A 26,249-nucleotide genomic window follows, 5' to 3' on the forward strand; every position below is an offset into this window, starting at 1 on the left:
ATTTGCGATATGGCCAGCACTGCACCACACCGGTTTAAAACGATCAGCGAATTTCACGACTTCAGGGATCTCCCCAAGCCGGAACATCCACTGATCAGTGTGATCAACGTGGAATCAATCAAACAGTTGAATCACAATGAACCATTCAATCTGCTATTGGATTTTTATTGCATTGCATTGAAAAGAAATTTCAATGGGAAAATGAAATACGGACAGCAGGCATATGACTTTGATGAAGGCATTATGACCTTTGTAGCACCTGGCCAGGTTTTTAGCATTGAAATCAATAACGTAGAAGAAGAACTTAAACATTCGGGATGGATACTTTATATCCATCCCGACTTCCTCTGGAATACCCCGCTGGCAAAGAAAATAAAGGAATATGAATACTTTGATTATTCCGTGCATGAAGCCTTGTTTCTTTCCGAAAAAGAAGAAGCAACGCTGGTAGGCATCCTGCAAAATATCGAACAGGAGTATCGGGCTAACATCGACAAATTTAGCCAGGACCTTATTATTGCACAACTGGAAGTATTGCTTACCTATGCAGAACGATTTTACCATCGCCAGTTTTTGACCAGGAAAATAAGTAACCATAAAATCCTGGATAGGTTAGAAGATATACTGACAGCCTGGTTTAACAGCGATGATTTAATAAAAAAAGGATTGCCTACGGTAACCTATGTCGCCGAAACATTGAACGTATCTCCCGGTTATTTAAGCGGATTGCTTAAGACCTTAACAGGGCAGAGTACCCAGCAACACATACATGAAAAGCTGATTGAAAAAGCAAAAGAGAAGTTATCGACTACAGACTTGTCTGTAAGTGAAATTGCCTATGAATTAGGCTTTGAACATTCACAGTCGTTCAGCAAACTATTTAAAATGAAGACCAGCCTTTCGCCTTTGGAATTCAGAAATAGTTTTAACTGATCAGTTACCGGAAATATTCCATCAAATCCCTGCGGTAAGTATTACCAATCGGTAAGATGATGCCGTTGTCCAGGTGAAGTTCTCCATAGGTAACTTTTTGAATGTGGTTCAAGGCAACGATATATGACTTATGAATACGTTTAAATCCCATCTTTTCCAGCTTTTGTTCAATTTCAGTTGTGGTAACTGGGCTTAAATAAACCTGGTCAAGGGTATGAACTTTTACATAATTGCCCCAGCTTTGTACATGTGTAATGCTGCTCATCTGCACTTTGATCACCTCACCATCAACTTTCAGCATTAGAAACGGAGCCGGAAGAATTTCCGCGGGTGTTTCCTGCCGTACAGGAGAAGCTGGCCTGTACCGCTTAAATACTTTGTGGATGGCCGCCGTGAACTGTGGCAGATCAAAGGGTTTAACCAGGTAATCTACCACCTGGTATTTGTAACTCTGCAGGGCATATTCGCTGTAAGCAGTGGTAAGCACTACCAGCGGTGGATCAGACATTGCTTCCAGCATGTCCATTCCGGATACACCAGGCATATTGATATCAAGGAACACCAGGTCAACGGGTTTTTCATGGATATATTCCATCGCCTCAATAGCATTATAGAAAGATGCGCTAAGATGCAGACTACTGAAGGATTTCAGGTAATGCCCCAACACCAGGTGTGCGCCCTCTTCATCGTCTATGACGATACAGTTTAGTGGTTTGGTCATCTCAGTAAGTGTTTAATTTCAGCGTGAGGGTGGTTTGATATTCCTGTGGTGTAGAAGCAGTTTCAAAATGATATCTTCCTTTATACAGCAATTCCATGCGCTCAATGATATTCTGTAAGCCAATACCTGATGAATAGCTTTTAAGCGATTCATCCGCGATGGAATTTACAATACGCATCTTTAAAGTGGTGTTAACCACTTCTATATTAATACGCACAAACCATTTGTTTACGATCGTAAGACTATGCTTAAAAGCGTTTTCAACTAACGTGATAAGAATCATTGGCGCAATCTGGTACTGACACATGGACTCAGGCAGGGGAGGGACTTGGAAAGATATGTCACATCGTTTACCAATCCGCTCTTTTTCCATGATGATATAATTGTCAATAAAATTGACTTCCTCACAGATGCTGACATTAGTTTTCTTTCCGTTTTCCAGCTGATAACGCATCAGGTTAGATAACTTAAGAATCAGCTCCGGAACGCGCTGGGGTTCAGTAAGACTCACCCCATACAAATTATTGAAGGTGTTGAAAAAAAAATGAGGATTCATCTGTGCATGAAGGAACTTAATATTCACTTCACTAAGCAGCAACTGGGCATCATTTCTCTTTTTCAATTCCATAGAGTACTGACGGATCAGGAAAAAAGACATGATAGTCATGGTGCTGATAATACACAATGCAAAATTGTCAATGATCGCCAGAACATTATCACCATCCTTATAGTATTCAGGGTCTATCCAGTAATAATCGGGCAAAAACAAGATGACGGCGCCCAATAGTGTGGAAAGCATACTTAACAGCGCATACCGTAGATACTTCTTTTCCAGGAACAACGGGAATATAAAAAAGCGATGAAATTGTGCCTGAGCATAGAGGATCAGGAAGAAGACCAGCCCCTGACTGAAGGCAAGCAAGGTATCTATCCGCATCATTTCATGCAACATGGTTAATACAAACATGGATAAGAAAAATACCATTTCGATGAAAGTATTCTTATGGTACCACCTATCTTTTTCAACGATGTTCATCACTATTTCATTTAAGACCGTTAAAGAAACGACTTTTCTATACGGTGGGCAAGAATTAATGACGAACGATGTTCATCAGCAGATTTACTCATTTTGAATAAATCCGATGATCAACGTATTTGGTCATTTAATCATAGCAGATGCTCATTTAAGTTTTAATACGACGCCCCGCCGGCCTTTATTTGCGGATCGTTTATTCATCCAATTTATTAGCTGACATGTCAATATTTAAAATCTTCCGGATCATATGCTTACCTATACTGCTGCTCATTATAAACAACACCTATGGCCAGACTGATCTGAAAACAATCATCATCAGGGGGATATTGGTAGACTCGTCTACAAAAGCCCCCATAGAACTCGCCACGGTAGTGGTCACAAAAACGGATAACAGGGCGGTACAATCTGTTTTAACTGGTACGAACGGTAGTTTCTTATTGAAAGTACCGGAAAGCACTGACCTGATGTTGCACGTTTCTTACATGGGATATCATACCTGGTCTTCAAAAATTTCTCCTGCTGCCGGTCCCGTAAATTTCGGTCTTATTGGTTTAGTGGCGAAAACAGGGGTACTCAATGAGGTAATAGTGAACGGAAAGAAGCCACTGATACAGAGCAGGGGAGATAAGCTGATTTATAACGCTGCATTGGATATCAGTAACAAATCCGGCTCCGCCGCTGATGTACTGCGTAAAGCGCCCATGATCACTATCAGTGCTGATGGTGAGGTAAAGCTGAGAGGGAATGGAAACATCAAAGTATTGTTAAATGGTGTTCCATCGGGGATACTTGCAAGGAACCTGAAAGAGGCACTGAAGATGATACCCGCCAGCTCTATTGAATCTGTAGAAGTGATCACTTCACCTTCGGCAAAATATGAGGCCGAGGGAGCCGCCGGTGTGATTAATATTACCACTAAGAAGAAAATGAAAGGCACCGGTGGAAGCATCGACTTAAGTGCCGGAAACCTGGAGCAATCTGTTAACGGTAACGGGAATATGAACAGGGGGAAATTTAGTATTAACCTTAACCTGGAGGGGAGCCTGGAAAAATCACGTACTGTTTCTGAGTTGAATAGAGTAGGATTGGTAGACGGCGTGCCCATTGGAAGCCTGTTCCAGAGAAATGATGAAACACAAAAAGACAGGGGCGGCTTTGGAGAACTGACGGTAGAATACCGTTTGGATTCCTCGCAGAAAATGGGCGTCAGTATATCCCATTGGAAAGCTAAATGGCCTTCCGCAAGTGATGGGTATAATTCATACAGGGATAAGCAGGGTGTCAGTGAGTATAACCAGATCAGCCGTCAGGACACGAAAATCAACTTCACCGAATTTTCATTGAATTATCAGAAAAAATTTAAACATCCCGGGCAGGAACTTCAGCTGATAAGCCAGTATAGCCTATCCGGTGAGTACGCAAATTATCTGACAGATCAGTCCAGCCTTGCCGGCAAGACTTATTTTCGGGAACAAAGTCCCAATACAGGGCATAGCAGGGATTTTAGTTTCCAGGCAGATTATGTGCAACCACTGGATCATGCTGGCAGGAACCTGCTGGAAATGGGTGGTCGCTATAGTAAAAATAGTTCCAGCAGTAGCTTCACTGTTTTTAACAACCGGCATACACCGGGAAGTGAACAGTTAGAGGAGGATCCTACCCGCGGCAATGCAATGTCTTACTTTCAGGATATCGCCGCCGCTTATCTTAACCTCAGTATTAAAACCAGGAAAAACTGGGCATTCAGATTAGGTACACGCTATGAAAATACCCGGCAGGGTGGCGATTTCAGAAGTACACAGCCCTCTTTCAGAAGTGAGTTTAATAACGTTGTTTCCAGCATCATGATCAACAAAAAAATCAACGAGATCCACGACTGGAAGGTGAGCTTTACCGAACGAATCCGCAGGCCGTTTATCTGGGACCTAAATCCCTACGTCAATGCGAGTGATCCCCGTAACCTGAGCGCAGGGAACCCGGAGTTAAAACCTGAAGTGAACCGGATGTTTGAACTGGCACACAACTATAATGCGCCATCAGGTTTTAGTGTGAATTCAAGCATCTATTTTCAGACCAACAGCAATGCTATTGAATCCCTGAGAACGGTGGACAGCCTGGGTGTATCGCGAACGGCTCCGCAAAACATTGCCTCCAACAATCGCTTAGGAGCCAACATTTATTCCGGCTTGCAGATAAATAGTGATTGGACCCTGTCTGGTGATGCTGAATTTTACCATGTGTGGTATAAAAGCAAAGTGCTTAATATGGGAAATGAAGCCAACCTTTACGCGGTAAGCATAAACAGTTCTTATGAGTTGCCCAAAGATTTTACCATTCAATTTTCCGGTGACTACAGCAATGGATATGTAACGTTGCAGGGCAGCACTTCAGCAAATTATACTTATCACTTTTCAGCCCTCAAAGAATGCTTTGATAAGAAAGTAAGWATCGCATTAAGTGTCAACAATCCTTTCCAGCATACATTTATACAGCGTAGTACTGCTATCGCACCTTCCTTCAGCAGTAATACCGCATCATGGTATTATAACCGTTCTTTCTCCATATCCATCGGCTGGAAGTTTGGAAAAGTACGCTCCGATAATGAGGAGGAGAAGAAAGAGATGACTGTGGGTGAAAAGCCGATGCGCAGAGGGAGGGGGAAATAACTGCCTGCTGAAAAGGGTTGGATATATAAAATAAGCGGAAGCGTTTCAAAATAAGGAAGGGTTCTTCGTTTATATCCTGGCCCCTATCTCAAATTTAGTCCCCATTCCTTAATTGAAATGGTAATTTGAGTATTCTTGTATTAAAAAAATTGGAATAATGGAAGAACAGAAGAAGTTTTATTGCATAACAGAGTTGGAAGTGGTGTTGAAAGGAGCAAACTTCGTATTCGGATTTATCAATATTTCACATATTCCTTACAATAAACTGGAAGAGCTTTTCATGGCCCAGGTTAAGCATGAACGATTTTTGTTTGATGACGGCATGGGTTATTGGATAGATGAAAAGTTGTACCAGCAACATAAGGTGTTCCTGGATGAGGAGATACCATTTACGTTTGACTTTAAATTGTTTGACTACTCCGTGCATCTCAGCAGTGTGGATGTAGACAAGTATAAAAAGAATTATTACGAAGAGCTACCTCCTTCTTTCAACAAGTAGTCATAGGTGTTCAATGTAAACGAAGCAGCCGTCCCAAGCAGGAGACGGCTGCTTCGTTGATATCCCGGGCCACAATGCGTTGGTGATAAAAGTATCCACTGATGCTGAAAGTGAGCCTTGAGAGTTACAATTTGTACCTTTCTTACCAGGCCCTCGTGCGGCCTACATAGATATTTTTAGCGCTGTAATAGGTATCTCCGCCAGGACCATTACCACCACTGGAGCCTTCCATCTGCAGGTTAATGATGATATACATGGGTTTACCTACAAAGTTCGCAACGTGCATACCCGTCCAGTTACCATCGATGTAATAGTGAATGTTCACATCGGTAGCACTTACTTTCGTAATCCAGACACGATAGTTGTGCCAGTTGCCGGGGGAGGAAACATTCGTTAAGATGCTGGAAACATCTTGCGGGGTTCTGAAGGTATTCTGCCAGTTGGTAGCATTACCTTTGAACTCAAGAATATCACTTTCAGGAGGCCAGCTATTTACGGCGGTCAGCCAGAATGCTGGCCAGGAGCCGCCTACCGAGGGAGCCTGGAAATCGCCTTTTACTTCCCAGTTAGGAAACTGATCATTTATCAGTACCTGTGCTTTAGCATGCACGGCACCGCTGTGATAACGAATGGGAAGATAGGGATCACTGGAACTGTTACCTTCATTCCAGTTGATACGGGCTGCTTTGATCGTAAGCGTGCCGCCATTCAGGTAAATGTGATTATGATCGGAAGTACTACCATACATACGTGCGGTGCCGTTATGGTCTGATCCCCAGGGATACAGGTAGTTCCAGGCGCCTTCAAATGCGGTGTAATTGTCAAAAGAACTGTTGTCCAGCACCGTTTCCCATGTCTCTGCTGCTATAGCGGCCGATTGTGTTTTTACCAATGCTTCCTTTTTGGCGGCATCAAGTTGACTGGGAGCCACCTGTTTCTGGCAGGATAGGAGGATGGGGCTGGCCAGGGCGAATAAGATTTTCATACTAGTTTTCATAAAACGGAATTTTTAACGTGAATAATAGGATACTACGCGCAGGTATCATTTGGGTTTACCCGGTGAATATCGTGCGAATCTGATTGGGAGAAGGGGGAGATATTCATTTAATTAGGGGGAGAAATTAGTAATTTCTTACGCTGTTCCGGGATACATAGGGTTACTGCAACCATGCTTCATTGTAAAAAGAGCCTTTGAATAGTCGCAGCTACCGCCTGGTGTTGAAGAAGCCCTGCTATGGCCTGTTCTGACCTCTATCTATCTTTTATCCTGGTTGTACATCCGGAAGTTACCCCCGCATCAAGTCCACCTCAAGTCCACCTCTGCTGCAGGGCTACTATAGGTGCATGGCGGGTCTCAAGCATAGAATGGACAGGGCACCATAATGAAGAGGTAATGTTGACTATAATGATGGGTTTTCTTAATGCACTATATCTTAGAGACAACGAAGATAAAATTCCTCCCAAAATATCCGTGATGCAGACTTTCGGGCAGCCGGCAGGCTTAGATTTATAGCATTCTTCCTTTATATATTGACTAAACTTTATGCTTAAAATTTACTATCGCCCAGGAATGCAACCTGATCCCATTTCTCCGGCAACTATAAACGGGGATACTGTTATATACAAACAAAAAAGGCACCGATTTTCATCGATGCCTTTTCTTGTTCCCCGGAACGGAGTTGAACCGTCACTCGCATTGCTGCGAACGGGATTTTAAGTCCCGCGTGTCTACCAATTCCACCACCAGGGAGTGTAGGGAATAATCAGAGCGAAAGACCGGGCTCGAACCGGCCACCCCGACCTTGGCAAGGTCGTGCTCTACCAAATGAGCTACTTTCGCTTGAAATTAAGAACTTTACAACGTTTCAGCCTGTGGGCTTTTTTTCGTTGGGATTGCAAAGATAGGAATCTTTTTGAAGTTGCAAAATTTTTTTCTCCCTGAATTAAAATATTTTACGAATCTCTTTTTTTTTAACTGTATCTAAGGATTCAGATCATAGCTGTATTTCACCATACCTAACATCTCCCGCCCTTTGCCATAGCAGGTTTCCTTTAGTGGTAATCCATCGGGCTGATACTCATATGCCCAGATCGTATACGACGACGTTTGTGCGTTGACGGTAGTCATCTTTATCAGTTTTCCCTGTGCATTATATTCAAAAATATAATCGGGCAGCATGCGTTTCTTCGCCGGCTGATAACGGTATACATCTGTCAGATGACCTGCTTTGTCGTAATTATAATACGTACGTTTACCCTGACGCTTATCCAGTTCCTCCGTAACATGCCCACTACTGTCTGTTTTAAATGCAATAACGGTAGAATCGCTGCCGTTTCCTTTCTTCTGTATCATCTGCTGCAGATGGCCTGCCGCATCATAACTATAACTCCTCGTTTCATCAAAACGGATCTTGCTCTGCAGCGCGATAGAAGTACTGCTGATATATTGCAGCTGCCCATCATTGGTGTAACGGTATAATGTGGTGGTCACGCTGGCAGAAGAGCTGTCTACCGTCTTTGTCAGTTGTCCTTTGCTGGAAAAAGAGGAGGTCATCGCAGAATAGCCGGTAGAACTGGACTGTGTCTGTGCCCTCATCTGGTGGTAAGTCGGACTTAAATTACGCTCGCAACGGAAGTCAGGGTCTGCTTCCAGGTTAGCATCCAGGGTTTGCACCTTCTGGGTCTTCACCTTGTTGTCTTTCAACAGCGCCATGGTAGCCACCGTCTGTTGCGTGTTGTAAATGTCCTGGAAGTAATATTGACTAAACCCCCTGCCTGCAAATGCCAGCATCCCAAGTGCCAGTAGAATCGTTTTCTTCATGAGCGTAAAAATCGCTGATTTTTAATTGTGACAAAGGTAAAACGCAAAAATCATATTAAAATTTTTTAACTGAACGCTTCCGGGCGATAATTCGTAATTTCTTTTTTATCTTGTATTATTTTTTGCAACAACAACCCATCTAAATCGCTTGAAAACACAACCTTTACGTAAGGATCAACACTGTCTCAACTGTGGTACGGAAGTACCTGAGCGCTTTTGTACGCACTGTGGACAAGAGAATACAGTGCCACACGAAACCTTCAGCCACCTTGTCAAACACTTCGTGGCAGACGTCTTTCACTACGATTCCCAGTTCTTTACTACCCTCAAATATCTCCTGTTCCGGCCCGGATTCCTTTCCAGGGAGTATATGGCCGGCAAAAGGGTGCGTTACGTCAACCCGATTAAGCTGTACGTATTCGTCTCTTTTGTATTCTTTTTCGGGGTATTTGCCCTGTATCACGGGGATAAAGGCGACCATAAGAAGAAAGAGAGTGCGCATACTGAAGCCGGGGAGAAAAGCCACAAGGACAGTCTCAGGACATTCACTGGCACTGAGGCACTCCAAAAGGTGCTGGAAGAGGATTCCTCTTCTGTAGGAAAGAGCGTGATCGAAATGGGCGATAACATGGCGCATATCCATACGGTAGACCAGTTTGATTCCCTGCAACAGGCCCTGCCTGATTCACAGCGATATCATGGTGCACAAAGGCTGGCCTTCAGAAGGCTCATCAGCATCAGGGAAAGGTATGGAAATGATACAAAGAAGGCCATAATAGAAATGTTCACCCACAACATTCCCAAACTGATGTTTGTGCTGCTGCCACTCTTTGCCCTGTTCATGAGATGGATTTACGATAAAAAGAAATGGCTGTATGCAGATCATGCCATCTTTGCCATCCACCTTCATTCATTTGCCTTTATCGTTGGGCTCCTGGCCTTTATCCTGGACCTTATTTTTCACAGTGATACCTTTATGAGCATCGCCTGGTGGTCTTTTTTCGGCTATCTCGTACTGGCGCTTCGCAATAACTATAAACAGTCTATCGGCAAGTCCCTGTTTAAAGCCGTTTTCCTGTTCATAGCCTATTTTTTCGCCATTGCACTGGTATTCACCGGATATGTGTTATTGATGTTTATGATATTTCTTTAACTTTAATTATGCAGCCCGAATATATCATCATACACCAACAAGTGGCGCCTTATGTAGCCCACATTCAATTGAATCGCCCCAAAGAACTGAATGCACTCAACTTGCAATTGATGGGAGAGTTGAGAGATGCCCTGAAAATGCTGGATGCGGATGAAGAAGTGAGGGTGATTGTACTCAGCGGCAACGAAAAAGCTTTCGCAGCAGGAGCCGACATTAAACAGATGGCCGATAAAACGGCCATAGATATGTATAATATCGACCAGTTCAGTACCTGGGATGCGATCAAAAAAACAAAAAAACCTATCATCGCCGCAGTGAGTGGATTTGCCCTCGGCGGCGGATGTGAACTCATGATGCTGTGCGATATGATTGTGGCCAGCGAAACGGCCCGCTTCGGGCAACCGGAAATAAAGCTGGGCGTCATGCCCGGTGCCGGTGGTACCCAACGGCTCACCCGCGCAGTAGGGAAAGCTCTCGCCATGGAAATGGTGTTGACCGGTCGTTTTATTACGGCACAGGAAGCCCTGCAGGCTGGCTTGATAAACCGTATTGTGCCCGTAGAACTCTTTTTGCAGGAGGCAGTGAAGTTAGCCCGCGAAACTGCTGCCATGAGTCCTATGGCCCTTAAAATGGCAAAAGAAGCCGTTTTAAAAGCTTTTGATACCTCCCTGGAAGAAGGATTACATTTTGAACGTAAAAATTTTTATCTTCTCTTTGCATCTGAAGATCAGAAGGAAGGCATGCAGGCATTTATGGAAAAAAGAACACCCATGTTCAAAGGAAAATAGCACAGAATTTTATTGAAAACCATTAAACTTTTTTATTATCTGACTTGTTAACCTTCCACTGATAAATTCATAATACTGTAGCTGCGGGAAAGTGGTGCCCGCCAGCTTTTGTGAGCCCCGTTACTATCAAAAAATAAAAATTTAACCATGAGTGCGAAACGGATTCCTGTTGCATCACTATTATTATTCACATTCTTTGTTATTGCCTGTAATGGCCCGGCACAAGAGGTAAGGGCGGTTGTATTGGCAGATCAAACTAATTTCCCCCCAACGGATACCATGATTGCCGGCGGCGACACCATTCAAACAGACCTGGTGGCATCCTGGAATGGCTTTCTCAGCCATGATGGTAAATATGCCATTGAAAGTGGTCTTTTCGAAAAAGAACCATTGAAAAGCCGGTTCGAAGTCCTGGTCGGAAAAGCTAAAAAGTCTTTCTTCGAACGGTTTAAGGTTTCACCACCCATCGAAGTGGAAAACAAAATCCTCTTTAATGAGGGATATATGCCCGGTAAATCCGGGTATGATGAAGCTGTCATCGCCATAGACCTGGATCGGGATATTATCTATGTCGGCTTTACCGTCAACAGGAGCCTCATGCTCTTCAGCGAAAAAGGAGATACCGATTACCCGGAGAAATTTCTGCAGTGGATGCAGAAATTTGAACGATGACCTCTTTTAGATCTTGCTATAAACAAAGAAGCCTATACATTACATGTGTAGGCTTCTTTGTTTATAGTAAGTTATCAGTAATTAGTTATCAAACTTATTCTTCAGCGCTGCCAGTTTAGCCTGAAAATCATTCAGTGGCGCTTCTTTCGCTGCTGGTTTATCCTTACGCACTTCCTTGCGAGGCTCGGCTTTGCGTGGACCTTGCTGTTGCTGCTGGCCGCTGCCACCGCCTTTCTCATTATCTTTCATAGATAAAGAAATGCGCTTACGGGCTACATCTATTTCCAACACCGTTACCTGTACCTTCTGATTCAGCTTTACTGCCTCATTTGGGTTGCTGATAAATTTATTGGAGAGATGGGAAATATGCACCAGCCCATCCTGTTTAACACCTATATCCACGAAGGCACCAAATGCTGTAATGTTCGTTACCACACCCGGTAATACCATACCTGGTTTTACATCCTCCATTTTGTGGATGCCTTCTGCATATTCAAATATAGAAATCTCATCACGGGGATCACGACTAGGTTTGGCCAGCTCTTTCAGGATATCTTCCAGTGTAAGAATCCCCACTTCCGGACTCACATAATCTTTGGCATTGATCAGCTTACGCAGCTCTTCTTTGCCAATCAGATCAGGTACCGTACAGTGTTGCTTCTCGGCCATTTCCTTAATCAGATCATAACGCTCCGGATGTACCGCAGAATTATCCAGTGGGTTATCACCATTTTCAATACGAAGGAAGCCCGCGCACTGTTCAAATGCTTTATCACCCAAACGATGCACTTTCTTCAGCTGCATACGGTTGCTGAAAGCACCGTTTTCTTTGCGGTATTTTACAATGTTTTCCGCCAGGGATGGACCGAGACCGGAAATATAGGCCAGCAAATGTTTCGAGGCAGTATTCAGGTTTACACCTACATTGTTTACACAGCTTACCACTACACGGTCCAGGCTCTGCTTCAGGGAAGACTGGCTCACATCATGCTGGTATTGTCCTACGCCAATTGCCTTCGGATCTATTTTCACCAACTCCGCCAGCGGATCTATCAAACGACGTCCGATAGAGATCGCACCACGAACAGTGACATCATGATCAGGGAATTCTTCACGCGCCACTTCTGATGCGGAATAAACGGAGGCACCGCTTTCATTCACCATGAACACATTGATCTTCCTGCCAAAGTCCAGCTTCTTCACAAACTCCTCTGTTTCACGACCTGCTGTACCATTACCTACGGCAATAGCTTCTGTTTCATATTTATCCGCCCACTTCTTCAGTAAAGCTTCTGCATCATCTCTCTTGTAATTCTTTTCCAACGGATAAATAACATCATTGGCCAGCATATTACCTTGGTTATCCAATGCTACTATTTTACAACCGGTTCTGTATCCCGGGTCAATGGCAATCACGCCTTTAGGCCCCAGTGGTGCTGCCAGCAACAACTGACGCAGGTTTTCTGCAAATACCTCGATGGCTTCCGCATCCGCCTTATCTTTCGCTACCGCCCTGAACTCGTTCTCCAGGGAAGGACGCAGTAAACGCTTGTAAGCATCTGCTGCTGCCTTGGTTACCTGTTCAGCCGCTTTACCTTTGCCTGTTACAAATTGTTTATTGATCAGCGTTGTAGCATCTTCTTCTACAGGTGCTATGGAACTGAATAAAATCCCTTCATGCTCTGCACGTAATATGGCCAGCACACGGTGAGAAGGCACCTCACGCAGGTCTTCAGAGAACTCGAAATAGTCTTTATATTTATCGCCTTCTGCTTCTTTTCCTTCTACTACTTTAGACGTAAGCTTGCCGGTATTGGTAAATAATTTACGCAACTTATCACGGCACTCCGCATTTTCATTGATCCACTCTGCAATGATATCACGCGCACCTTTCAACGCTTCTTCTGATGTAGCTACCAGCTCATTGATAAATGTTTCCGCACTGGAAGTGTCTGTATCCTGTTGTTCAAACAACAGCTTCGCCAGCGGTTCCAAACCTTTCTCAATAGCCACGGTAGCACGGGTTTTACGCTTAGGCTTGTAAGGAAGATAGATGTCTTCCAATTCTGCCAGCACCCAGGTTTGCTCTATTTTAGCAAGCAACTCAGGCGTCATTTTCTCCTGCTCCGTAATCGTTTTGATAATAAATTCGCGGCGATCATCCACCTCCTTGTAACGCTTCTGCAAGTCTTCGATACGGCCTATCTGCACCTCATCTAAACTGCCCGTTACCTCTTTACGGTAACGACTGATAAAAGGTACCGTAGATCCTTCAGATAACAGCGTCATGGTATTTTCTGCCTGCTTGCCGGAAATACCTAACTCCGATGAAATAAGCGCAATGTGTTTCGGATTCATAAATCAATACATTTTTGGGATCTTTTGATTTCAAGATTTTCCGGATAATATTATCGCAATGGACCCACTGCCACAACAAAATTCCGCTATCTCAAAACCATGAAATCACTACAATTTTATAGCTCGCAAATGTAACTAAAATGGGCTTTTTACCAAGAAAAAGAATTCCCCATTTAACAGGGAGCTTTTAGCCATTAGCTTCTAGCTTTTAGCAAATGCAGCAAAGACCATCCGCGGCATTTGCCAAAAGCTAGAAGCTAATGGCTAAAAGCTAAAAAATGATCCCTATTTTTACAAAATATGGAAAAGACAGCTACATTTGATCGCCTCCTGCAGATCATGGACGATTTAAGGGAAAAATGCCCCTGGGACCGCAAGCAAACCATCCAAACGCTTCGGCAGCTCACCATTGAGGAAACATACGAGCTGGCAGATGCCATTACTGACGAAGACTGGAAGTCCATTAAGGAAGAACTGGGAGATATCCTCCTGCATATTGTGTTTTATGCCAAAATAGGGGCAGAACAACAAAAATTCGATATCAATGATGTTATCAATGGCGTGTGTGATAAGCTGATCCACCGTCACCCGCATATTTATGGAGATGTGAAAGCGGATACAGAAGAACAGGTAAAGCAAAACTGGGAGAAACTCAAGCTGAAAGAAGGCAAAACCTCCGTACTCAGCGGCGTTCCCCTGTCACTCCCCGCCCTGGTAAAAGCCATGCGCCTCCAGGAAAAAGCCAAACAAACCGGTTTTGAATGGGATAATACCAGCCAGGTCTGGGATAAGGTAAAGGAAGAAGTCAATGAACTGGAAGATGCCGTCAACAGTGGTAATAAAGACGCCATGGAAGATGAATTCGGAGATGTCATGTTCTCCCTGGTCAACTACTCCCGGTTCCTGGACATAGATGCGGAAAATGCACTGGAACGCACCAATAAAAAATTTCAGCGCCGCTTTCAGGCTATGGAAGTACTGGCACTCCAACAAGGCCGCACACTCAATGATATGAACTTAACGGAAATGGATACACTCTGGAACCAGGTGAAAGCCACAGAGCAATTATAAATTTTTCATAACCACATCGCATTGATCGATACTAAAGAAATACGGCTTTTTTTCCTGCGGCACGGCTATCTACTGATCATCGCGGCCTGGTTATTCACCTTCGCCTTTCTGTTCAGCAACTACTGGTCTTATTACTCCTCGCCGCAAGGCGTGAAACGAAGCATGGAAAAGAGTATCCAGCAACGGGAAAAGGATTTCCTGAAGCTGGCGAAGGATACGGCCCTCTCGACCTCCCTGTTTCAACGCAGCTATAGCCAGCAAACACTCGACCGGCTGACCAACCTGGAATACTACCTCTTTGCATATGATTCCAATAGCTCCGGCATCTGGCTTACTTTCTGGAATACCAGCCAGGTAAAGCCGGAAGAACTGCAAACATCCCTGGAAAACGGCTCCCGCTTCATGAAACTCAAAAACGGGTATTATGAAGTGATCACCCGCAAAGTGAAGTCTGCTCCCGGCCATAGACAATACCTGCTGGGCGTGATTCCCATACGACTGGAATATGCGATCAAAAACAACTACCTCGTTAATCACTTCTATCACAAAGAAGAACTGGGAGAGGAGTACAGTATCTTAAGGGAACAACCGCTCTTAATGCAGCCGGAACATACCGTTTTCGCAGTGAATAACGGCAACGGAGAAACGCTGTTTTATCTCGATTATAACAGCGGCATGCACGTGCATCCACCCAATAACCTGAGCGTATTACTCCGTGTCATGGGCTGCATCTGTGTGCTGATCTTTCTCAATCTCTTTGCTACATTGCTGGCCAAAACCACCAACCCGCTATACGGCTTCCTGTTCCTGTTCCTCATTGTTTTCGGACTCCGGGTACTCAGTTACGTATATCCGTTTCCGTTTGATCTGAAAGAACTTAATATTTTTGATCCCAGGATCTACGCAAAAGATGAAATCTTTTACTCCCTGGGCGACCTGCTGATTAACGTACTGCTTGCTTTCTGGATGATCCTGTTTTTCCGGGAACACGTAAAAACCATTAATCCGCCGGTACTCAAAAAAAGATGGGCACAGAGCGTGGTGATTATCATCGCCAGCCTGATCCTCTACATCGTGGAGCAATTCCTGGCAGACCTCATCCAGAGCCTGGTGATAGACTCCAAGATCTCCTTCGATGTCACCAATTCCTTCAGCATTACAGAGTACAGTGTCATCGGCTTTGTAGTCCTGGGCTTTATCTCGTTCAGCTTTTTATTCTTCTCCCAGATCATTAACTACCTGCTGAATGAACTCACCAATTTTCAATACCGCACCAAATACATCTGGCTGGGGGCTGTAGGGATCATCTGGCTGCTATTCCGGGTACACAACCCGGAACTGCCGTTCTCCATCTCTATGGTCATCTGGCTACTGGTATATATTGTATTGCTTGACTTCCTGGCCGATCGCTTCGAAAGCAGCATGGCCACCGTACCATTCCTTTTCTGGCTATTCCTGCTCACCATTACCACCTCCGGTGCACTGGTGCATTACAATAATCACAAGGAATTACTGGCCCGTCAAAAGCTGGCCGAAGACCTCTCCAGGCAAAAGGATCCTTACCTGGAAATGTTGCTGAATGATATAGGGAAGAAGATTGAACACGATGAAGTGATTCAATATTTTTTCCAGGACAGCAGCATGAGGGAACAACGCAAAACGAAGTTCGACAGCCTGCTCTTGCAAACGTATTTTCAGGGTTACCTCAGCCGCTTTCGTGTAAACATTTACGCATACGATGAAAACGGCAGCTCCCTGTTTGCATCGGATACGGTTAGTTTATCTACGCTGAACCGGCAGATGTTTGCAGAAACAGCCGCCACGCCGTCACTGGTGCCGGGCAATGACCTCTATTATTACGAACGTAGTTTTAATGATTACGGCTATATCGCCAAGAAAGAATTTCATAAAGCCAATAATGATGTCAGCGGCTGGCTGGTGTATACGCTGGAACCTAAGCCTATCAGCACGGAAAGGCTCTATCCTGAACTGCTCGTGGAAGGAGACGTGACAGATCCCGGCCGTGAATATGCCGGCACCTACTCTTTTGCCGTATATGATAAAGGGATACTGGTGAGTAATAACAACGACTTCCCGTTTCCCATCCGTCTGTATCCGCATGATGTACCGTTGTCTGATGTGTCTGTGAAATCCATTAAAGGATACTCAGAACTACTCTACCGCGCCTCTCCGGATAAGGTAGTTGTGGTGGTAAAAGAGAACAGGATGTTTGTGGAGTTCATCACACTCTTCGCTTATATGTTCTGCTTATTCCTGCTCATCGTAGCAGTGTATAAGGCTTTCGACCTGCTTATCAAAGCAAGGATGCGCATCAGCAATTTACGTACACTCATTAACGTGAGTATCCGCAAAAAGGTACATGGTACCATCATCTTTGTCGTCATCTTCTCTTTCCTGATCCTGGCCATTACCACGATCAAATTCTTTATCTATCGCTCTGAAGCGCAGAACAGGGAACGACTGAGCAAAACGATGAGAGAAGTGGCCAAAGATGTGGAGAAAGCTTTCGAAAACCAGCGGGACCTGGATCAGGTAGGGGATATTTACGATTCAGAACTGTTAAAGAAGCTATCTTCTTCTCTCGCGGATATTGCAGATGAACGCGCACTGGATATTAACGTATACGATCGCGATGGCAACCTGCAACTGACCACACAGCCCATGATGACAGACAAAGGATTAATCTCTGCCAAAATGGATCCGCAGGCGTATTACCGCTTGTTCCGGCTCGAACAGATACAATTTATACATACAGAATATATTGGCATCATGCCTTTCCTTTCCGGGTATATGCCACTGCGTAATCATGATACGCATGAAGTCATCGCTTATCTGAATGTTCCTTACTTCGCTACACAAACAGAATTGAATGAGCAGATTTCAAACTTCCTGGTGGCACTGATTAATTTTAACGCCTTTATTTTCCTCATTGCAGGGATGGTAGCGTTGTTGATTACCAATTCTATTACCCGTTCGTTTTCACTGGTAACGGAAAAACTGCGCCACGTAAACCTGGGACAGCGTAACGATGAAATAGAATGGGATAAGGATGATGAAATTGGTGCGTTGGTAAAAGAATACAATAAGATGGTGCGTAAGCTGGAAGTGAGTGCGGTGCGCTTAGCCAAGAGTGAGCGGGAGGGGGCATGGCGCGAAATGGCCCGGCAGGTAGCCCACGAAATCAAGAATCCGCTAACGCCGATGAAGCTGAGCATACAATACCTGCAACGTGCGATCGCCGGTGATTCGCCTAATGTAAAGGAGCTGTCGCGTAATGTGGCCGGTACGTTGGTAGAGCAGATAGAACATCTGTCCAATATCGCGTCTGACTTTTCAGCGTTTGCCCGCATCGGAGAGCCCAGTAATGAGGAAGTATTGATCAATGAAGTATTGCATTCTCTGACGTCATTGTACCAGGGGCATGAAGACTGCGAGGTAACGTATATCCAGCCAACGCAGGACTTCTACGTATTTGCAGATAAAACACAGATGAACAGGCTGTTTACCAATCTGTTGCTTAATGCCATCCAGGCAATTCCGGATGACAGGAAAGGGCAGATTGTAGTGGCGTTGCGGGCTACTACGGATCATTATGTGATTATCAGTGTGGCGGATAATGGAGAAGGTATTTCTACCGAAGTTCAGTCCCGCATATTTGTACCTAATTTCACCACCAAATCTTCCGGCACCGGCCTGGGACTGGCCATGTGTAAGAACATTGCAGAGCAGGCGCGTGGAGAAATATGGTTTGAAACCAAGCTGAATGAAGGCACAACTTTCTATGTAAAGCTGCCATTGGATATAAAGTAATAGCATGTCCTCCTGCTCCGTTTAAATGCTGAGCAGGAGAGACAAAACATAAAAAAACCGTTCCGGTATCCGGAACGGTTTTTTTAAATAATTTTCAGCGGGTACTACTGTGCATCTTTTGCTACAAAACTTTCTTTAATCTTCTCCAGCAGTTTGCTATCTATCATTTGTTGTGCCAGCTGTATCATGTTTTTAAATGCTGTTTCCTGGGAAATACCATGACCAATAATAACTGGTTTGGAAACGCCTAAAACGGGAGTACCGCCGTATGATTCTGAATCAAATTTCTTCATGTAATCATCCTGAATATTACGTCTTAACGCTATTTCATGGAATGATTCAGCCATCTTAAGAACGATGTTACCGGTAAAGCCTTCACAAACGATTACATCAGCTTTTTCAGAGAGGATATCTCTACCTTCAATGTTACCAACGAAATTGATTTGTTTGCTTTCTTTTAACAGCGGATAGGTGGCTTGCGCAAGCAGATTGCCTTTGCCTTCTTCTTCACCGATATTCAGTAAGCCTACCTTGGGGTTGTTTACCTGGAGGATATGCTTGGAATAGAGGGAGCCCAGAATGGCAAATTGCGCGAGGTTTTCAGGTTTGCAGTCGGCGTTGATACCTACGTCAAGCAAGAGGCCGTACGATCCGTTTTCACGGGGTACCAGAGTAGATATAGTAGGACGTTGCACTCCTTCTATGGCTTTAATGGAATAATAGGTGCCCACCATCATGGCGCCGGTATTACCTGCGCTGATGAAAGCATCTATTTTTTCATTTTTCAATAAATGAAAACCGATAGAGATGGATGATTGTGGCTTCTCTTTCAGTGCCTTAGTAGGGTGTTCATCCATCCCGATTACCTGGGATGAATGAACAACTGAATATTTTGATTGGTCCAGCTGTACCTCTGCTAATAAAGGAGCTAACTGTTGCTCGTCCCCTATCAATACCAGATGCACATCAGATGCAACAGTGTCTAAATATAATTTTACTCCTTTTACTGCTTCTGTGGGCGCGAAGTCGCCACCCATCATATCAAGCCCGATTCTCATGTAACTCAAGTTTGTTCTTGTTAGCTCGGGTAAAAATAGTAAAATAATTATTTAGCTGCACTCTGTTTTTCCAACACTACTTTTCCTTTGTAGTACAGTTTGTTTTCCACCCAATGAGCACGGTGTCTCAGGTGCACTTCACCGGTTGCGCTGTCTGTGCTTAAAGTATCCGCTACCGCCTTATAATGCGTTCTTCTCTTTGCTGATCTTTGCTGAGAATGTCTGCGTTTAGGATTTGGCATTTTATTTAATTTTTAATTGTCCTTAAATTTATCCAATCCTTTCCAGATTGGGTTATCGTTTTCTTTTGCCTGCTGGTTCATTTGTTCCAGCATTTCAATAACTTTCGGATTACACCCGCTTTTGCCATCGGCATTGTCAGGATGTATACGTTGCATTGGAATGCTCAGATGAATGAATTCGTAAATAAAGTCCGCCACGTTTAAATGACTCTCGGTCCTTAATATATACGATACATCCGGATCTTCTTCGCTACTAGCCAGCTCTTCCGGATTTTCTACCAGCTTAACTATCTGGTTGAAATCATCCCATAACTGCATTTCGAAGGGTTCCCCGCAGCGGTCACATATAACCGTTGCCTTGCCGCCGATCTCAAATTTCAACAGGAAGAAATTACTCTTCTTGTCCAGGGTAAGATTCACACTTACCACACAGTTGCTGAAATCCTTCGGCTCTTCAAAATTCTCAAAGAAACTATCTCCGATTGCATACTGAAATGAATGCACCCCTGGATTTAGTCCTACAAAGGCAATATCAAATTCGCGGAGTGGTTTCATATCAATATCCTCACTTTTAGAGGGATGCAAAGGTAATTAAATATTTGCAATTGCAAAAATTTCATAAATTTGTTCACTAACGATATCTTATTTATATATATATTTATATCATAAAATATCAACCATATTGATGTGTGACATCCAGGCGTGAGGCGCAAAGGTACATAATTCGCGTTTATCTTATGCCTGTTTTTCACAATTCAACGATTAAATTGAAAAGCCGTATTCCCCATTCCATAGATAACAATGAAGGCCTTAGGAAGAAACAGTAAGAAAACAACTGCTACTGATAGTACCGGCATGCCGTCAAATGGCGCTCCGGACATCTTTTCCTTGCCCATAACTGCCTGGCTCAACAGCACCAACGCAGGCATACTGGTGACCGATGAAAAACACCGCTGCATTTGGGTAAATGATATTTTCGCACAATATATGACCGTCAGCCCGGTCCACCTTTCCTATACCGAACTAATCCGCTTTTTTAAACCAATGGTAACGGAACCGCTACCCCTGGAGAAAAAAATGAAATCCCTGCGCCGGGAGAAAAAACCCTGGTTTGGCTGGGAAGTACCCTTCCTCAACGGACAAATCTGGGAAATTACTTACCTGCCGGTATTTAACGGCAACGGATTCAGTGGGAGCATCTGGCAGGCGATCGACATCACCCGCCGCCACAATGTACAGGAGGAAATAAGACGAAATGAGGAGAAATTCCGGGTGATCCTTAATAACCTCAACGCCGCCATGTGCGAAACAGACGTAAAAGGCAATATCACCCGCGTTTACGAAAGCTTTTGCCGTCTCTCCGGATACCAGGAGGAAGAACTCATCGGCAGAAACATTACAGACGTTTTTGTGCCGGAAGGAAACCGCGCTTTCGCCCGCGCCCTCCGCAGAAAACGCCTGGAAGAAAATGTACCCCTCGTATACGACATGGAAATAAAGCTGAAAGACGGCTCCTCCCGCTGGATACTGGCCAGTTCCGCCAATATTTACGATCGTAACGGCGCCATCACTGGTGGTGCAGGCATCCATATGGATATCACCCATCAGAAGAAGCTGCAGACAGAGCTGGAAGAAGCCCGCAAACAGGCGGAAGAAGCCCGCCATGCACAGAAAGACTTCCTCGCAAGCATGAGCCACGAAATCAGAACCCCGCTCAACGCAATTATAGGCATGGCACACCTGCTGGAAGAAACCCAGCTCGATGCCCAGCAAACAGAATACGTCAACATCCTGAAACACTCCTCCGGCATACTGCTGGGTATAGTCAGTGACATTCTCGATATTTCCCGGATTGAAGCGGGAGAAATACAAACAAATCAACGCGAATTTAACCTTCGTGAACTGATCCAGTCTTTGCGGCATACCTTTGAACTGAAACTAGGACGACGCCCTGTGAAAATAACCGCTGAGCTGGAGGCCAACCTCAATACCTGGTTGATTGGCGATGATGTGCTATTGAACCAAATACTAATCAATTTGTTAGGAAATGCAGAGAAGTTCACCAACGAAGGTGAAATTGCTATCAAAGCCACACAGGAAAGCTGGCAGGATAACAAGCTCTGGATACGTTTCCGGGTATGCGATACAGGCATAGGTATCAGGAAAGATAAACTGGAGCTCATCTTCCGGAATTATAAACAGGCAGAAGGCGATATCCGTGAAAAATACGGCGGCACAGGTCTCGGCCTGGCCATCGCTAAACAATTAGTGGAATTTCAGGGCGGTAGCATCGCCGTGGAAGAATTGCCAGGATACAACACCTGCTTTAGTTTTAATATCCCCTTCATGGATAGTCGCCGACCGCTTACGGCCAATACCGGCAAACTAAGCAGAAAACTCCTGCAACGCTCATTTGAAGAGGCCAGAGTACTGGTTGTTGAAGATAACCCGATGAATCTCCGCTACATCATGAGCCTGCTGGAAAAATATAAAATTAACTATCAGCTCGCCACCAACGGACCTGATGCAACCTATTTTCTCGAATCCCGGCAATACGACCTTATCCTCATGGATATCCGTATTCCCGGCATGAACGGACTGGAACTGGCTCAAAAAATCAGGGCAGATGAAGAACAACCCAATGTGGCTACTCCGGTGATAGCCACCACCGCAGTGGCTATGGAAGGTACCGCCACCATGGCCCGGGCAGCAGGAATAACAGACATACTCACAAAACCTTATACGCCAGATCAGCTATTACAGATTTTTAATAAATATCTCAACGAAGACGAAACAGAACTAATAATGGAAGAAGTGCAGAACCTAAGTGGATTCGAATTCAACAACGATTTGGATGTAAAGTACCTCACAGACCTCTATGAGAGTAATATTTCCTATGCCGCAGACCTGTTTGAAATTTTTATCAGAACTATCCGGGATGAAGTCACCAAACTCAGTATCATGGTGGAACACCATGAATGGGAACAAATGAAATTCCAGGTACACAAACTCAAACCTAACTTTGCCATGGTAGGCCTTACCTGGATCAGCGCCAAAATGCAGGAACTGGAAAACTACCTACGCATCAATCAGGAATTCTACAGCGAGGATATTGCCCGCCTTTTTAGGGAAATACAGGAAGATGTGAACAAATTTTATCCACTCGTGGAAGAAGAATATCACAAGATGCGTGATTTCATAGACACACCCGGTGAATAATCAGTACGACTGCAACACTTCCCGGATGCTGTTGTAGTAATTCCCTCCAAATAATATCATATGCACCATCAAAGGATATAACTGGCAGATGCCTATCCGCTGTTGCCAGCCTGGTAACAATGGGTAGGCAGCCTGGTATGCGTAGTAAAACCGGGTGTCAAATCCGCCGAAAAGCCGCGTCATCGCCAGGTCCATTTCCCGGTGACCGTAATATACCGCCGGATCAAAAACACAGGCCTTTCCATTAGTACCCACCATAAAATTACCCGACCATAAATCCCCATGCAACAACGCCGGCGCTTCTGCCGGGAATAACTGCGGTAACTGCCGGCATAATGATTCTACCTGCTGTACCATCTGTTTGTCCACAATCTGTTGGTCATAAGCCATCCTGATAAGCGGCAACAAACGGTTGAACGCATAAAATACCGGCCAACTGCTGTAAGGTGTATTGTATTGCCTTAAAGTCCCCAGGTAATTAGGCCCCGGATAACCATAGTGAGGCTTCGTAACAAGATGCTGCTTTGCCAGGGAAACAGCGAAATCATCCCAGAAATCAGTAATCGCCTGCCCTTTGGTCAGAAATTCCTGTAACAGATAAGCACGGCCATTTACACTTCCGTAAGCCAGCGGTTTGGGCGTATTCAGCGCCCTGGCCGACTGCAATTCCAGTAAACCGGCATATTCCTGTGCAAACATATCCGGATAACGCTTCGCATCATTCAGCTTCACAAAAAAATATCCCTCGTTGGTGGCTATACGAAAAGATTCATTAATATCGCCCCCATGCACGCTTTTTGCATCATTTATATGTATTTTTACTTTCAATTGTTCGGAAAGCGCCGCACTTAACTGTTTTTGTAGAATTTCATCTATCATGTTCTGCCACATTATATGGAGACAAAAGCCCGGTTTAAAAAGATCATTGTCCGTATTGTACTAACACTTACGGCTATACTGTTGTTGAAAGGATTATTCGCCTGGAGTAACCGCTTCAGCGATTTCTACTTCCATAGGTGGTATGAGTGGAGTAGTTTGGCGTTCAGACAAGTAACAGGTATAGTTCCATTTAGTATTGGCGATGTAATATATACTGCCTGGATTATTGGAGGAATATTTTATTTGTTAAAACTATGTTATAAAGTCATTCGTCTCCATTGGGAAGCAGTAGGGTTACAACTCTTACGGGGCATACATTTTCTCTTATCAGTATACCTGGCCTTCCTGGTGTTATGGGGATACAACTATGAAAGAAACTCTCTGACCATGGATACCGGTCTTGTAACAGGCACTTACAATACACAACAACTTTACCAGCTTTCCGATACTTTACTGCAACTGGTCAACAGGGAAAAAGCCAATACCGGCGATACTATCGGGGTGATGAAGGCAGATACCACTGGTCTCCCGATCTTTCAGAGAGCCGTGATGGCCTATGACGCCGCCGCCAAAACCTGGCCTGCCCTGCGCTACAAGACGCCCAGCGTGAAAAAAACAATGTATGGCCACTGGCTGAACTATATCGGAATTACTGGTTACCTGAATCCCTTTACCAATGAAGCACAGGTAAATACCACTACGCCCGCAGTTTTACAACCATATATTACCTGTCATGAAATAGCCCATCAGCTTGGATATGCGCCAGAAGAAGAAGCAAATTTTGTAGGTTACCTGGCTGCCATCAGTATTCCGGATAGCCATTTCCGTTATGCAGCCAATTTTGATATGTTCATGTATAGCGTAAGACAACTGGGACAACGCGATACCACCCTCGCTAAAAGCATCTGGAAAAGGGTAGTACCCGGCGTGAAAGCCGATCATAAAGCCATCATCGACTTTTATGAACCCTATACCGGCAAGGTAGATGAGTATTCGGCCATCCTCTACGACAGATACCTCAAAGCCAATAAACAGGATAAAGGTATCCGCAGCTACAGCGAAGTAACTACCTGGCTGATCGCCTATTTCAAAATAAAATAAAACCTTCTATGCTTTCATCCCTCCGCTCTAATCTAACTGCTAAAAGCTAAAAGCTAACAGCTGAATCAGTTCATCATCAGCACATTCACACTCCGCTGTAAAATATTGAATGCAATTTCTGCCATCAGGTTCTCACGATCCAGTGTGGGGTTCACTTCCGTGATTTCAAAACAACAGATCTTGCGATGTTGCATGAACTTGGCAATCAGATCTTCCGCCTCACGCTCCCTTAATCCATTGCTGACAGGAGTACCGGTACCCTTGGAAATGGAGGCATCCAGGCTGTCTACGTCAAAGGAAACATAAATATATTCGCAGTCACTCAGGTAACGGAACACAGACCGGGAGATATTCTCAGGTCCCTTACGGCGTACCTCACTGGTGGTAATCACCTTCATGCCATATTGCTTGATCAGGTGTTCTTCCTCTTTCTCAAAATCCCGCAGGGAGATGAACACAATATCTTCCGGCAATACTTTTGGGGCTATTTTACCTATGTTTTTCAGGGAGTTCCACATTTTGGCAGTGTTCTCATCCAGGTCATGCACCTTACAGTCCATATTGTCTTCCGCAATAGCAGTTGCCAGGGGCATACCGTGCATATTACCGGATGGCGTAGTATAAGGAGTATGCAGATCAGCATGGGCATCAATCCAGATCACCCCCAGCTTAGCTTTGGGATGTGCCATTTTTAAACCGGCAATAGTAGCGCCGGCAGTGCTGTGATCGCCGGAAAGCAATACCGGGAACCAGTTGGCTTTCACCGTTTCACACACACTTTTGCTGATACGCTCATACATATTGAAGGTGCCTTTGATTCTTTTGGCATAAGGTGACTCAATAGGCTCAAATAACAGCTTATTTTCCGTTTCAATTGCTTCTGTGGGGAAGTGCACAAAAAAGTTACTCATGAAGTCCAGCGCCGCAATCTTAATCGCATCTACACCTAAACTGGCGCCACGGGTTCCTGCTCCTATTTCTGATTTAACTTCTATTATTTTAATATTCTTCATAAACACATCATTATAGGCAAGCTACAGGATTTTATGTGAATGCCCAAAGCACTGAAACGTATAATGGTGAAAAATTGGCATATAATACCTGAACCAAATCCAATACAGTAGCCTTATTGTAGCGATTTGTTTAATATTTCCCCAATTATGGTTGACAACGTTGAATTTTAACGGACCCATTTTTTTAG

20 protein-coding genes and 2 tRNA genes are annotated in these 26,249 nt (G+C 44.4%); 10 read left to right on the forward strand and 12 right to left on the reverse strand.

Going from position 1 to position 26,249, the window contains the following annotated elements:
* Positions 1 to 9 precede the first annotated feature (9 nt).
* A complete protein-coding gene (locus AC1DP6_RS04395) occupies positions 10 to 933 on the forward strand; it encodes a helix-turn-helix domain-containing protein (protein ID WP_477053749.1) in 924 nt (307 codons plus the stop codon).
* Between the two features lie 4 nt (positions 934 to 937).
* On the opposite strand, the gene AC1DP6_RS04400 is transcribed toward AC1DP6_RS04395, so the two are convergent.
* Positions 938 to 1,654 carry a LytR/AlgR family response regulator transcription factor gene (locus tag AC1DP6_RS04400; protein WP_477053750.1) on the reverse strand — a complete coding sequence of 239 codons (717 nt, stop codon included), beginning with the start codon at positions 1,652 to 1,654 and terminating at the stop codon, positions 938 to 940.
* 1 nt (position 1,655) lies between these two features.
* Entirely contained in the window at positions 1,656 to 2,690 is a 1,035-nt protein-coding gene (locus tag AC1DP6_RS04405; protein WP_477053751.1) for a sensor histidine kinase, read from the reverse strand.
* Positions 2,691 to 2,908: 218 nt separating this feature from the next.
* Here AC1DP6_RS04405 and AC1DP6_RS04410 point away from each other — a divergent pair, with 218 nt between their 5' ends.
* Positions 2,909 to 5,356 (forward strand): TonB-dependent receptor, encoded by a 2,448-nt coding sequence (locus AC1DP6_RS04410; RefSeq protein WP_477053752.1) that lies wholly within the window; start codon positions 2,909 to 2,911, stop codon positions 5,354 to 5,356.
* Between the two features lie 157 nt (positions 5,357 to 5,513).
* The gene (locus AC1DP6_RS04415; protein WP_477053753.1) at positions 5,514 to 5,855 is read left to right on the forward strand and encodes a hypothetical protein; all 342 of its coding nucleotides are present in this window, start codon (positions 5,514 to 5,516) and stop codon (positions 5,853 to 5,855) included.
* A gap of 142 nt (positions 5,856 to 5,997) precedes the next feature.
* Here AC1DP6_RS04415 and AC1DP6_RS04420 read toward each other — a convergent pair whose 3' ends face one another.
* The 4 genes from AC1DP6_RS04420 to AC1DP6_RS04435 all read right to left on the reverse strand — a co-directional run bounded on the left by AC1DP6_RS04420 (position 5,998) and on the right by AC1DP6_RS04435 (position 8,676).
* Complete coding sequence (locus AC1DP6_RS04420) at positions 5,998 to 6,852, reverse strand: glycoside hydrolase family 16 protein (RefSeq protein ID WP_477053754.1); 855 nt, start codon at positions 6,850 to 6,852, stop codon at positions 5,998 to 6,000.
* 667 nt (positions 6,853 to 7,519) lie between these two features.
* Positions 7,520 to 7,605, reverse strand: a tRNA-Leu gene (locus tag AC1DP6_RS04425).
* Positions 7,606 to 7,622: 17 nt separating this feature from the next.
* Positions 7,623 to 7,695, reverse strand: a tRNA-Gly gene (locus tag AC1DP6_RS04430).
* A gap of 141 nt (positions 7,696 to 7,836) precedes the next feature.
* Entirely contained in the window at positions 7,837 to 8,676 is an 840-nt protein-coding gene (locus tag AC1DP6_RS04435) for a hypothetical protein (RefSeq protein WP_477053755.1), read from the reverse strand.
* Positions 8,677 to 8,824: 148 nt separating this feature from the next.
* Between AC1DP6_RS04435 and AC1DP6_RS04440 the strand changes: the two genes are divergently transcribed.
* From AC1DP6_RS04440 to AC1DP6_RS04450, 3 genes are all read left to right on the forward strand, one after another.
* A complete protein-coding gene (locus tag AC1DP6_RS04440) occupies positions 8,825 to 9,829 on the forward strand; it encodes a DUF3667 domain-containing protein (protein WP_477053756.1) in 1,005 nt (334 codons plus the stop codon).
* Between the two features lie 8 nt (positions 9,830 to 9,837).
* Positions 9,838 to 10,617, forward strand: a complete 780-nt coding sequence (locus AC1DP6_RS04445; protein WP_441571848.1) for an enoyl-CoA hydratase-related protein — start codon at positions 9,838 to 9,840, stop codon at positions 10,615 to 10,617.
* Positions 10,618 to 10,764: 147 nt separating this feature from the next.
* Positions 10,765 to 11,289 carry a hypothetical protein gene (locus tag AC1DP6_RS04450; protein WP_477053757.1) on the forward strand — a complete coding sequence of 175 codons (525 nt, stop codon included), beginning with the start codon at positions 10,765 to 10,767 and terminating at the stop codon, positions 11,287 to 11,289.
* Positions 11,290 to 11,370: 81 nt separating this feature from the next.
* Here AC1DP6_RS04450 and AC1DP6_RS04455 read toward each other — a convergent pair whose 3' ends face one another.
* Positions 11,371 to 13,647, reverse strand: coding sequence for a Tex family protein (locus AC1DP6_RS04455; protein ID WP_477053758.1), 2,277 nt, complete (start codon positions 13,645 to 13,647; stop codon positions 11,371 to 11,373).
* A gap of 300 nt (positions 13,648 to 13,947) precedes the next feature.
* On the opposite strand from AC1DP6_RS04455, the gene mazG reads away from it, so the two are divergent.
* Complete coding sequence (gene mazG, locus AC1DP6_RS04460; RefSeq protein ID WP_441571845.1) at positions 13,948 to 14,718, forward strand: nucleoside triphosphate pyrophosphohydrolase; 771 nt, start codon at positions 13,948 to 13,950, stop codon at positions 14,716 to 14,718.
* Between the two features lie 21 nt (positions 14,719 to 14,739).
* On the forward strand, positions 14,740 to 18,549 hold the full coding sequence (locus AC1DP6_RS04465) for a sensor histidine kinase (RefSeq protein WP_477053759.1): 3,810 nt from the start codon (positions 14,740 to 14,742) through the stop codon (positions 18,547 to 18,549).
* A gap of 104 nt (positions 18,550 to 18,653) precedes the next feature.
* Here the strand turns inward: AC1DP6_RS04465 and plsX are convergent, their stop codons facing one another.
* From plsX to AC1DP6_RS04480, 3 genes are read right to left on the reverse strand one after another with little or no spacing between them, the layout of a single operon-like run.
* On the reverse strand, positions 18,654 to 19,607 hold the full coding sequence (plsX, locus tag AC1DP6_RS04470) for a phosphate acyltransferase PlsX (protein ID WP_441571843.1): 954 nt from the start codon (positions 19,605 to 19,607) through the stop codon (positions 18,654 to 18,656).
* A gap of 47 nt (positions 19,608 to 19,654) precedes the next feature.
* Positions 19,655 to 19,849, reverse strand: a complete 195-nt coding sequence (rpmF, locus tag AC1DP6_RS04475) for a 50S ribosomal protein L32 (protein WP_073079237.1) — start codon at positions 19,847 to 19,849, stop codon at positions 19,655 to 19,657.
* A 12-nt stretch (positions 19,850 to 19,861) separates the two neighbouring features.
* Entirely contained in the window at positions 19,862 to 20,404 is a 543-nt protein-coding gene (locus AC1DP6_RS04480; RefSeq protein WP_477053760.1) for a YceD family protein, read from the reverse strand.
* Between the two features lie 246 nt (positions 20,405 to 20,650).
* Here AC1DP6_RS04480 and AC1DP6_RS04485 point away from each other — a divergent pair, with 246 nt between their 5' ends.
* A complete protein-coding gene (locus AC1DP6_RS04485) occupies positions 20,651 to 23,068 on the forward strand; it encodes a PAS domain S-box protein (RefSeq protein ID WP_477053761.1) in 2,418 nt (805 codons plus the stop codon).
* Here the strand turns inward: AC1DP6_RS04485 and AC1DP6_RS04490 are convergent, their stop codons facing one another.
* Positions 23,069 to 23,947 (reverse strand): fructosamine kinase family protein, encoded by an 879-nt coding sequence (locus AC1DP6_RS04490; RefSeq protein ID WP_477053762.1) that lies wholly within the window; start codon positions 23,945 to 23,947, stop codon positions 23,069 to 23,071. It abuts the gene before it with no gap.
* Positions 23,948 to 23,962: 15 nt separating this feature from the next.
* On the opposite strand from AC1DP6_RS04490, the gene AC1DP6_RS04495 reads away from it, so the two are divergent.
* On the forward strand, positions 23,963 to 25,048 hold the full coding sequence (locus tag AC1DP6_RS04495; RefSeq protein ID WP_477053763.1) for a DUF3810 domain-containing protein: 1,086 nt from the start codon (positions 23,963 to 23,965) through the stop codon (positions 25,046 to 25,048).
* A 65-nt stretch (positions 25,049 to 25,113) separates the two neighbouring features.
* Here AC1DP6_RS04495 and AC1DP6_RS04500 read toward each other — a convergent pair whose 3' ends face one another.
* Entirely contained in the window at positions 25,114 to 26,061 is a 948-nt protein-coding gene (locus AC1DP6_RS04500; protein ID WP_331961799.1) for an arginase, read from the reverse strand.
* Positions 26,062 to 26,249 lie beyond the last annotated feature (188 nt).

It is taken from the genome of Chitinophaga sp. 01L420 (assembly GCF_056399985.1).

Excerpts from the sequence above, each read along its gene's own strand:
- AC1DP6_RS04485 (WP_477053761.1), top strand. The coding sequence starts at position 20,651 with ATGAAGGCCTTAGGAAGAAACAGTAAGAAAACAACTGCTACTGATAGT.
- AC1DP6_RS04490 (WP_477053762.1), bottom strand. The coding sequence starts at position 23,947 with ATGATAGATGAAATTCTACAAAAACAGTTAAGTGCGGCGCTTTCCGAA.
- AC1DP6_RS04480 (WP_477053760.1), bottom strand. The coding sequence starts at position 20,404 with ATGAAACCACTCCGCGAATTTGATATTGCCTTTGTAGGACTAAATCCA.
- AC1DP6_RS04450 (WP_477053757.1), top strand. The coding sequence starts at position 10,765 with ATGAGTGCGAAACGGATTCCTGTTGCATCACTATTATTATTCACATTC.
- AC1DP6_RS04495 (WP_477053763.1), top strand. The coding sequence starts at position 23,963 with ATGGAGACAAAAGCCCGGTTTAAAAAGATCATTGTCCGTATTGTACTA.
- mazG (WP_441571845.1), top strand. The coding sequence starts at position 13,948 with ATGGAAAAGACAGCTACATTTGATCGCCTCCTGCAGATCATGGACGAT.
- rpmF (WP_073079237.1), bottom strand. The coding sequence starts at position 19,849 with ATGCCAAATCCTAAACGCAGACATTCTCAGCAAAGATCAGCAAAGAGA.
- AC1DP6_RS04435 (WP_477053755.1), bottom strand. The coding sequence starts at position 8,676 with ATGAAGAAAACGATTCTACTGGCACTTGGGATGCTGGCATTTGCAGGC.
- AC1DP6_RS04405 (WP_477053751.1), bottom strand. The coding sequence starts at position 2,690 with ATGAACATCGTTGAAAAAGATAGGTGGTACCATAAGAATACTTTCATC.
- AC1DP6_RS04400 (WP_477053750.1), bottom strand. The coding sequence starts at position 1,654 with ATGACCAAACCACTAAACTGTATCGTCATAGACGATGAAGAGGGCGCA.
- AC1DP6_RS04395 (WP_477053749.1), top strand. The coding sequence starts at position 10 with ATGGCCAGCACTGCACCACACCGGTTTAAAACGATCAGCGAATTTCAC.
- AC1DP6_RS04455 (WP_477053758.1), bottom strand. The coding sequence starts at position 13,647 with ATGAATCCGAAACACATTGCGCTTATTTCATCGGAGTTAGGTATTTCC.
- AC1DP6_RS04500 (WP_331961799.1), bottom strand. The coding sequence starts at position 26,061 with ATGAAGAATATTAAAATAATAGAAGTTAAATCAGAAATAGGAGCAGGA.
- plsX (WP_441571843.1), bottom strand. The coding sequence starts at position 19,607 with ATGAGAATCGGGCTTGATATGATGGGTGGCGACTTCGCGCCCACAGAA.
- AC1DP6_RS04420 (WP_477053754.1), bottom strand. The coding sequence starts at position 6,852 with ATGAAAACTAGTATGAAAATCTTATTCGCCCTGGCCAGCCCCATCCTC.
- AC1DP6_RS04445 (WP_441571848.1), top strand. The coding sequence starts at position 9,838 with ATGCAGCCCGAATATATCATCATACACCAACAAGTGGCGCCTTATGTA.
- AC1DP6_RS04415 (WP_477053753.1), top strand. The coding sequence starts at position 5,514 with ATGGAAGAACAGAAGAAGTTTTATTGCATAACAGAGTTGGAAGTGGTG.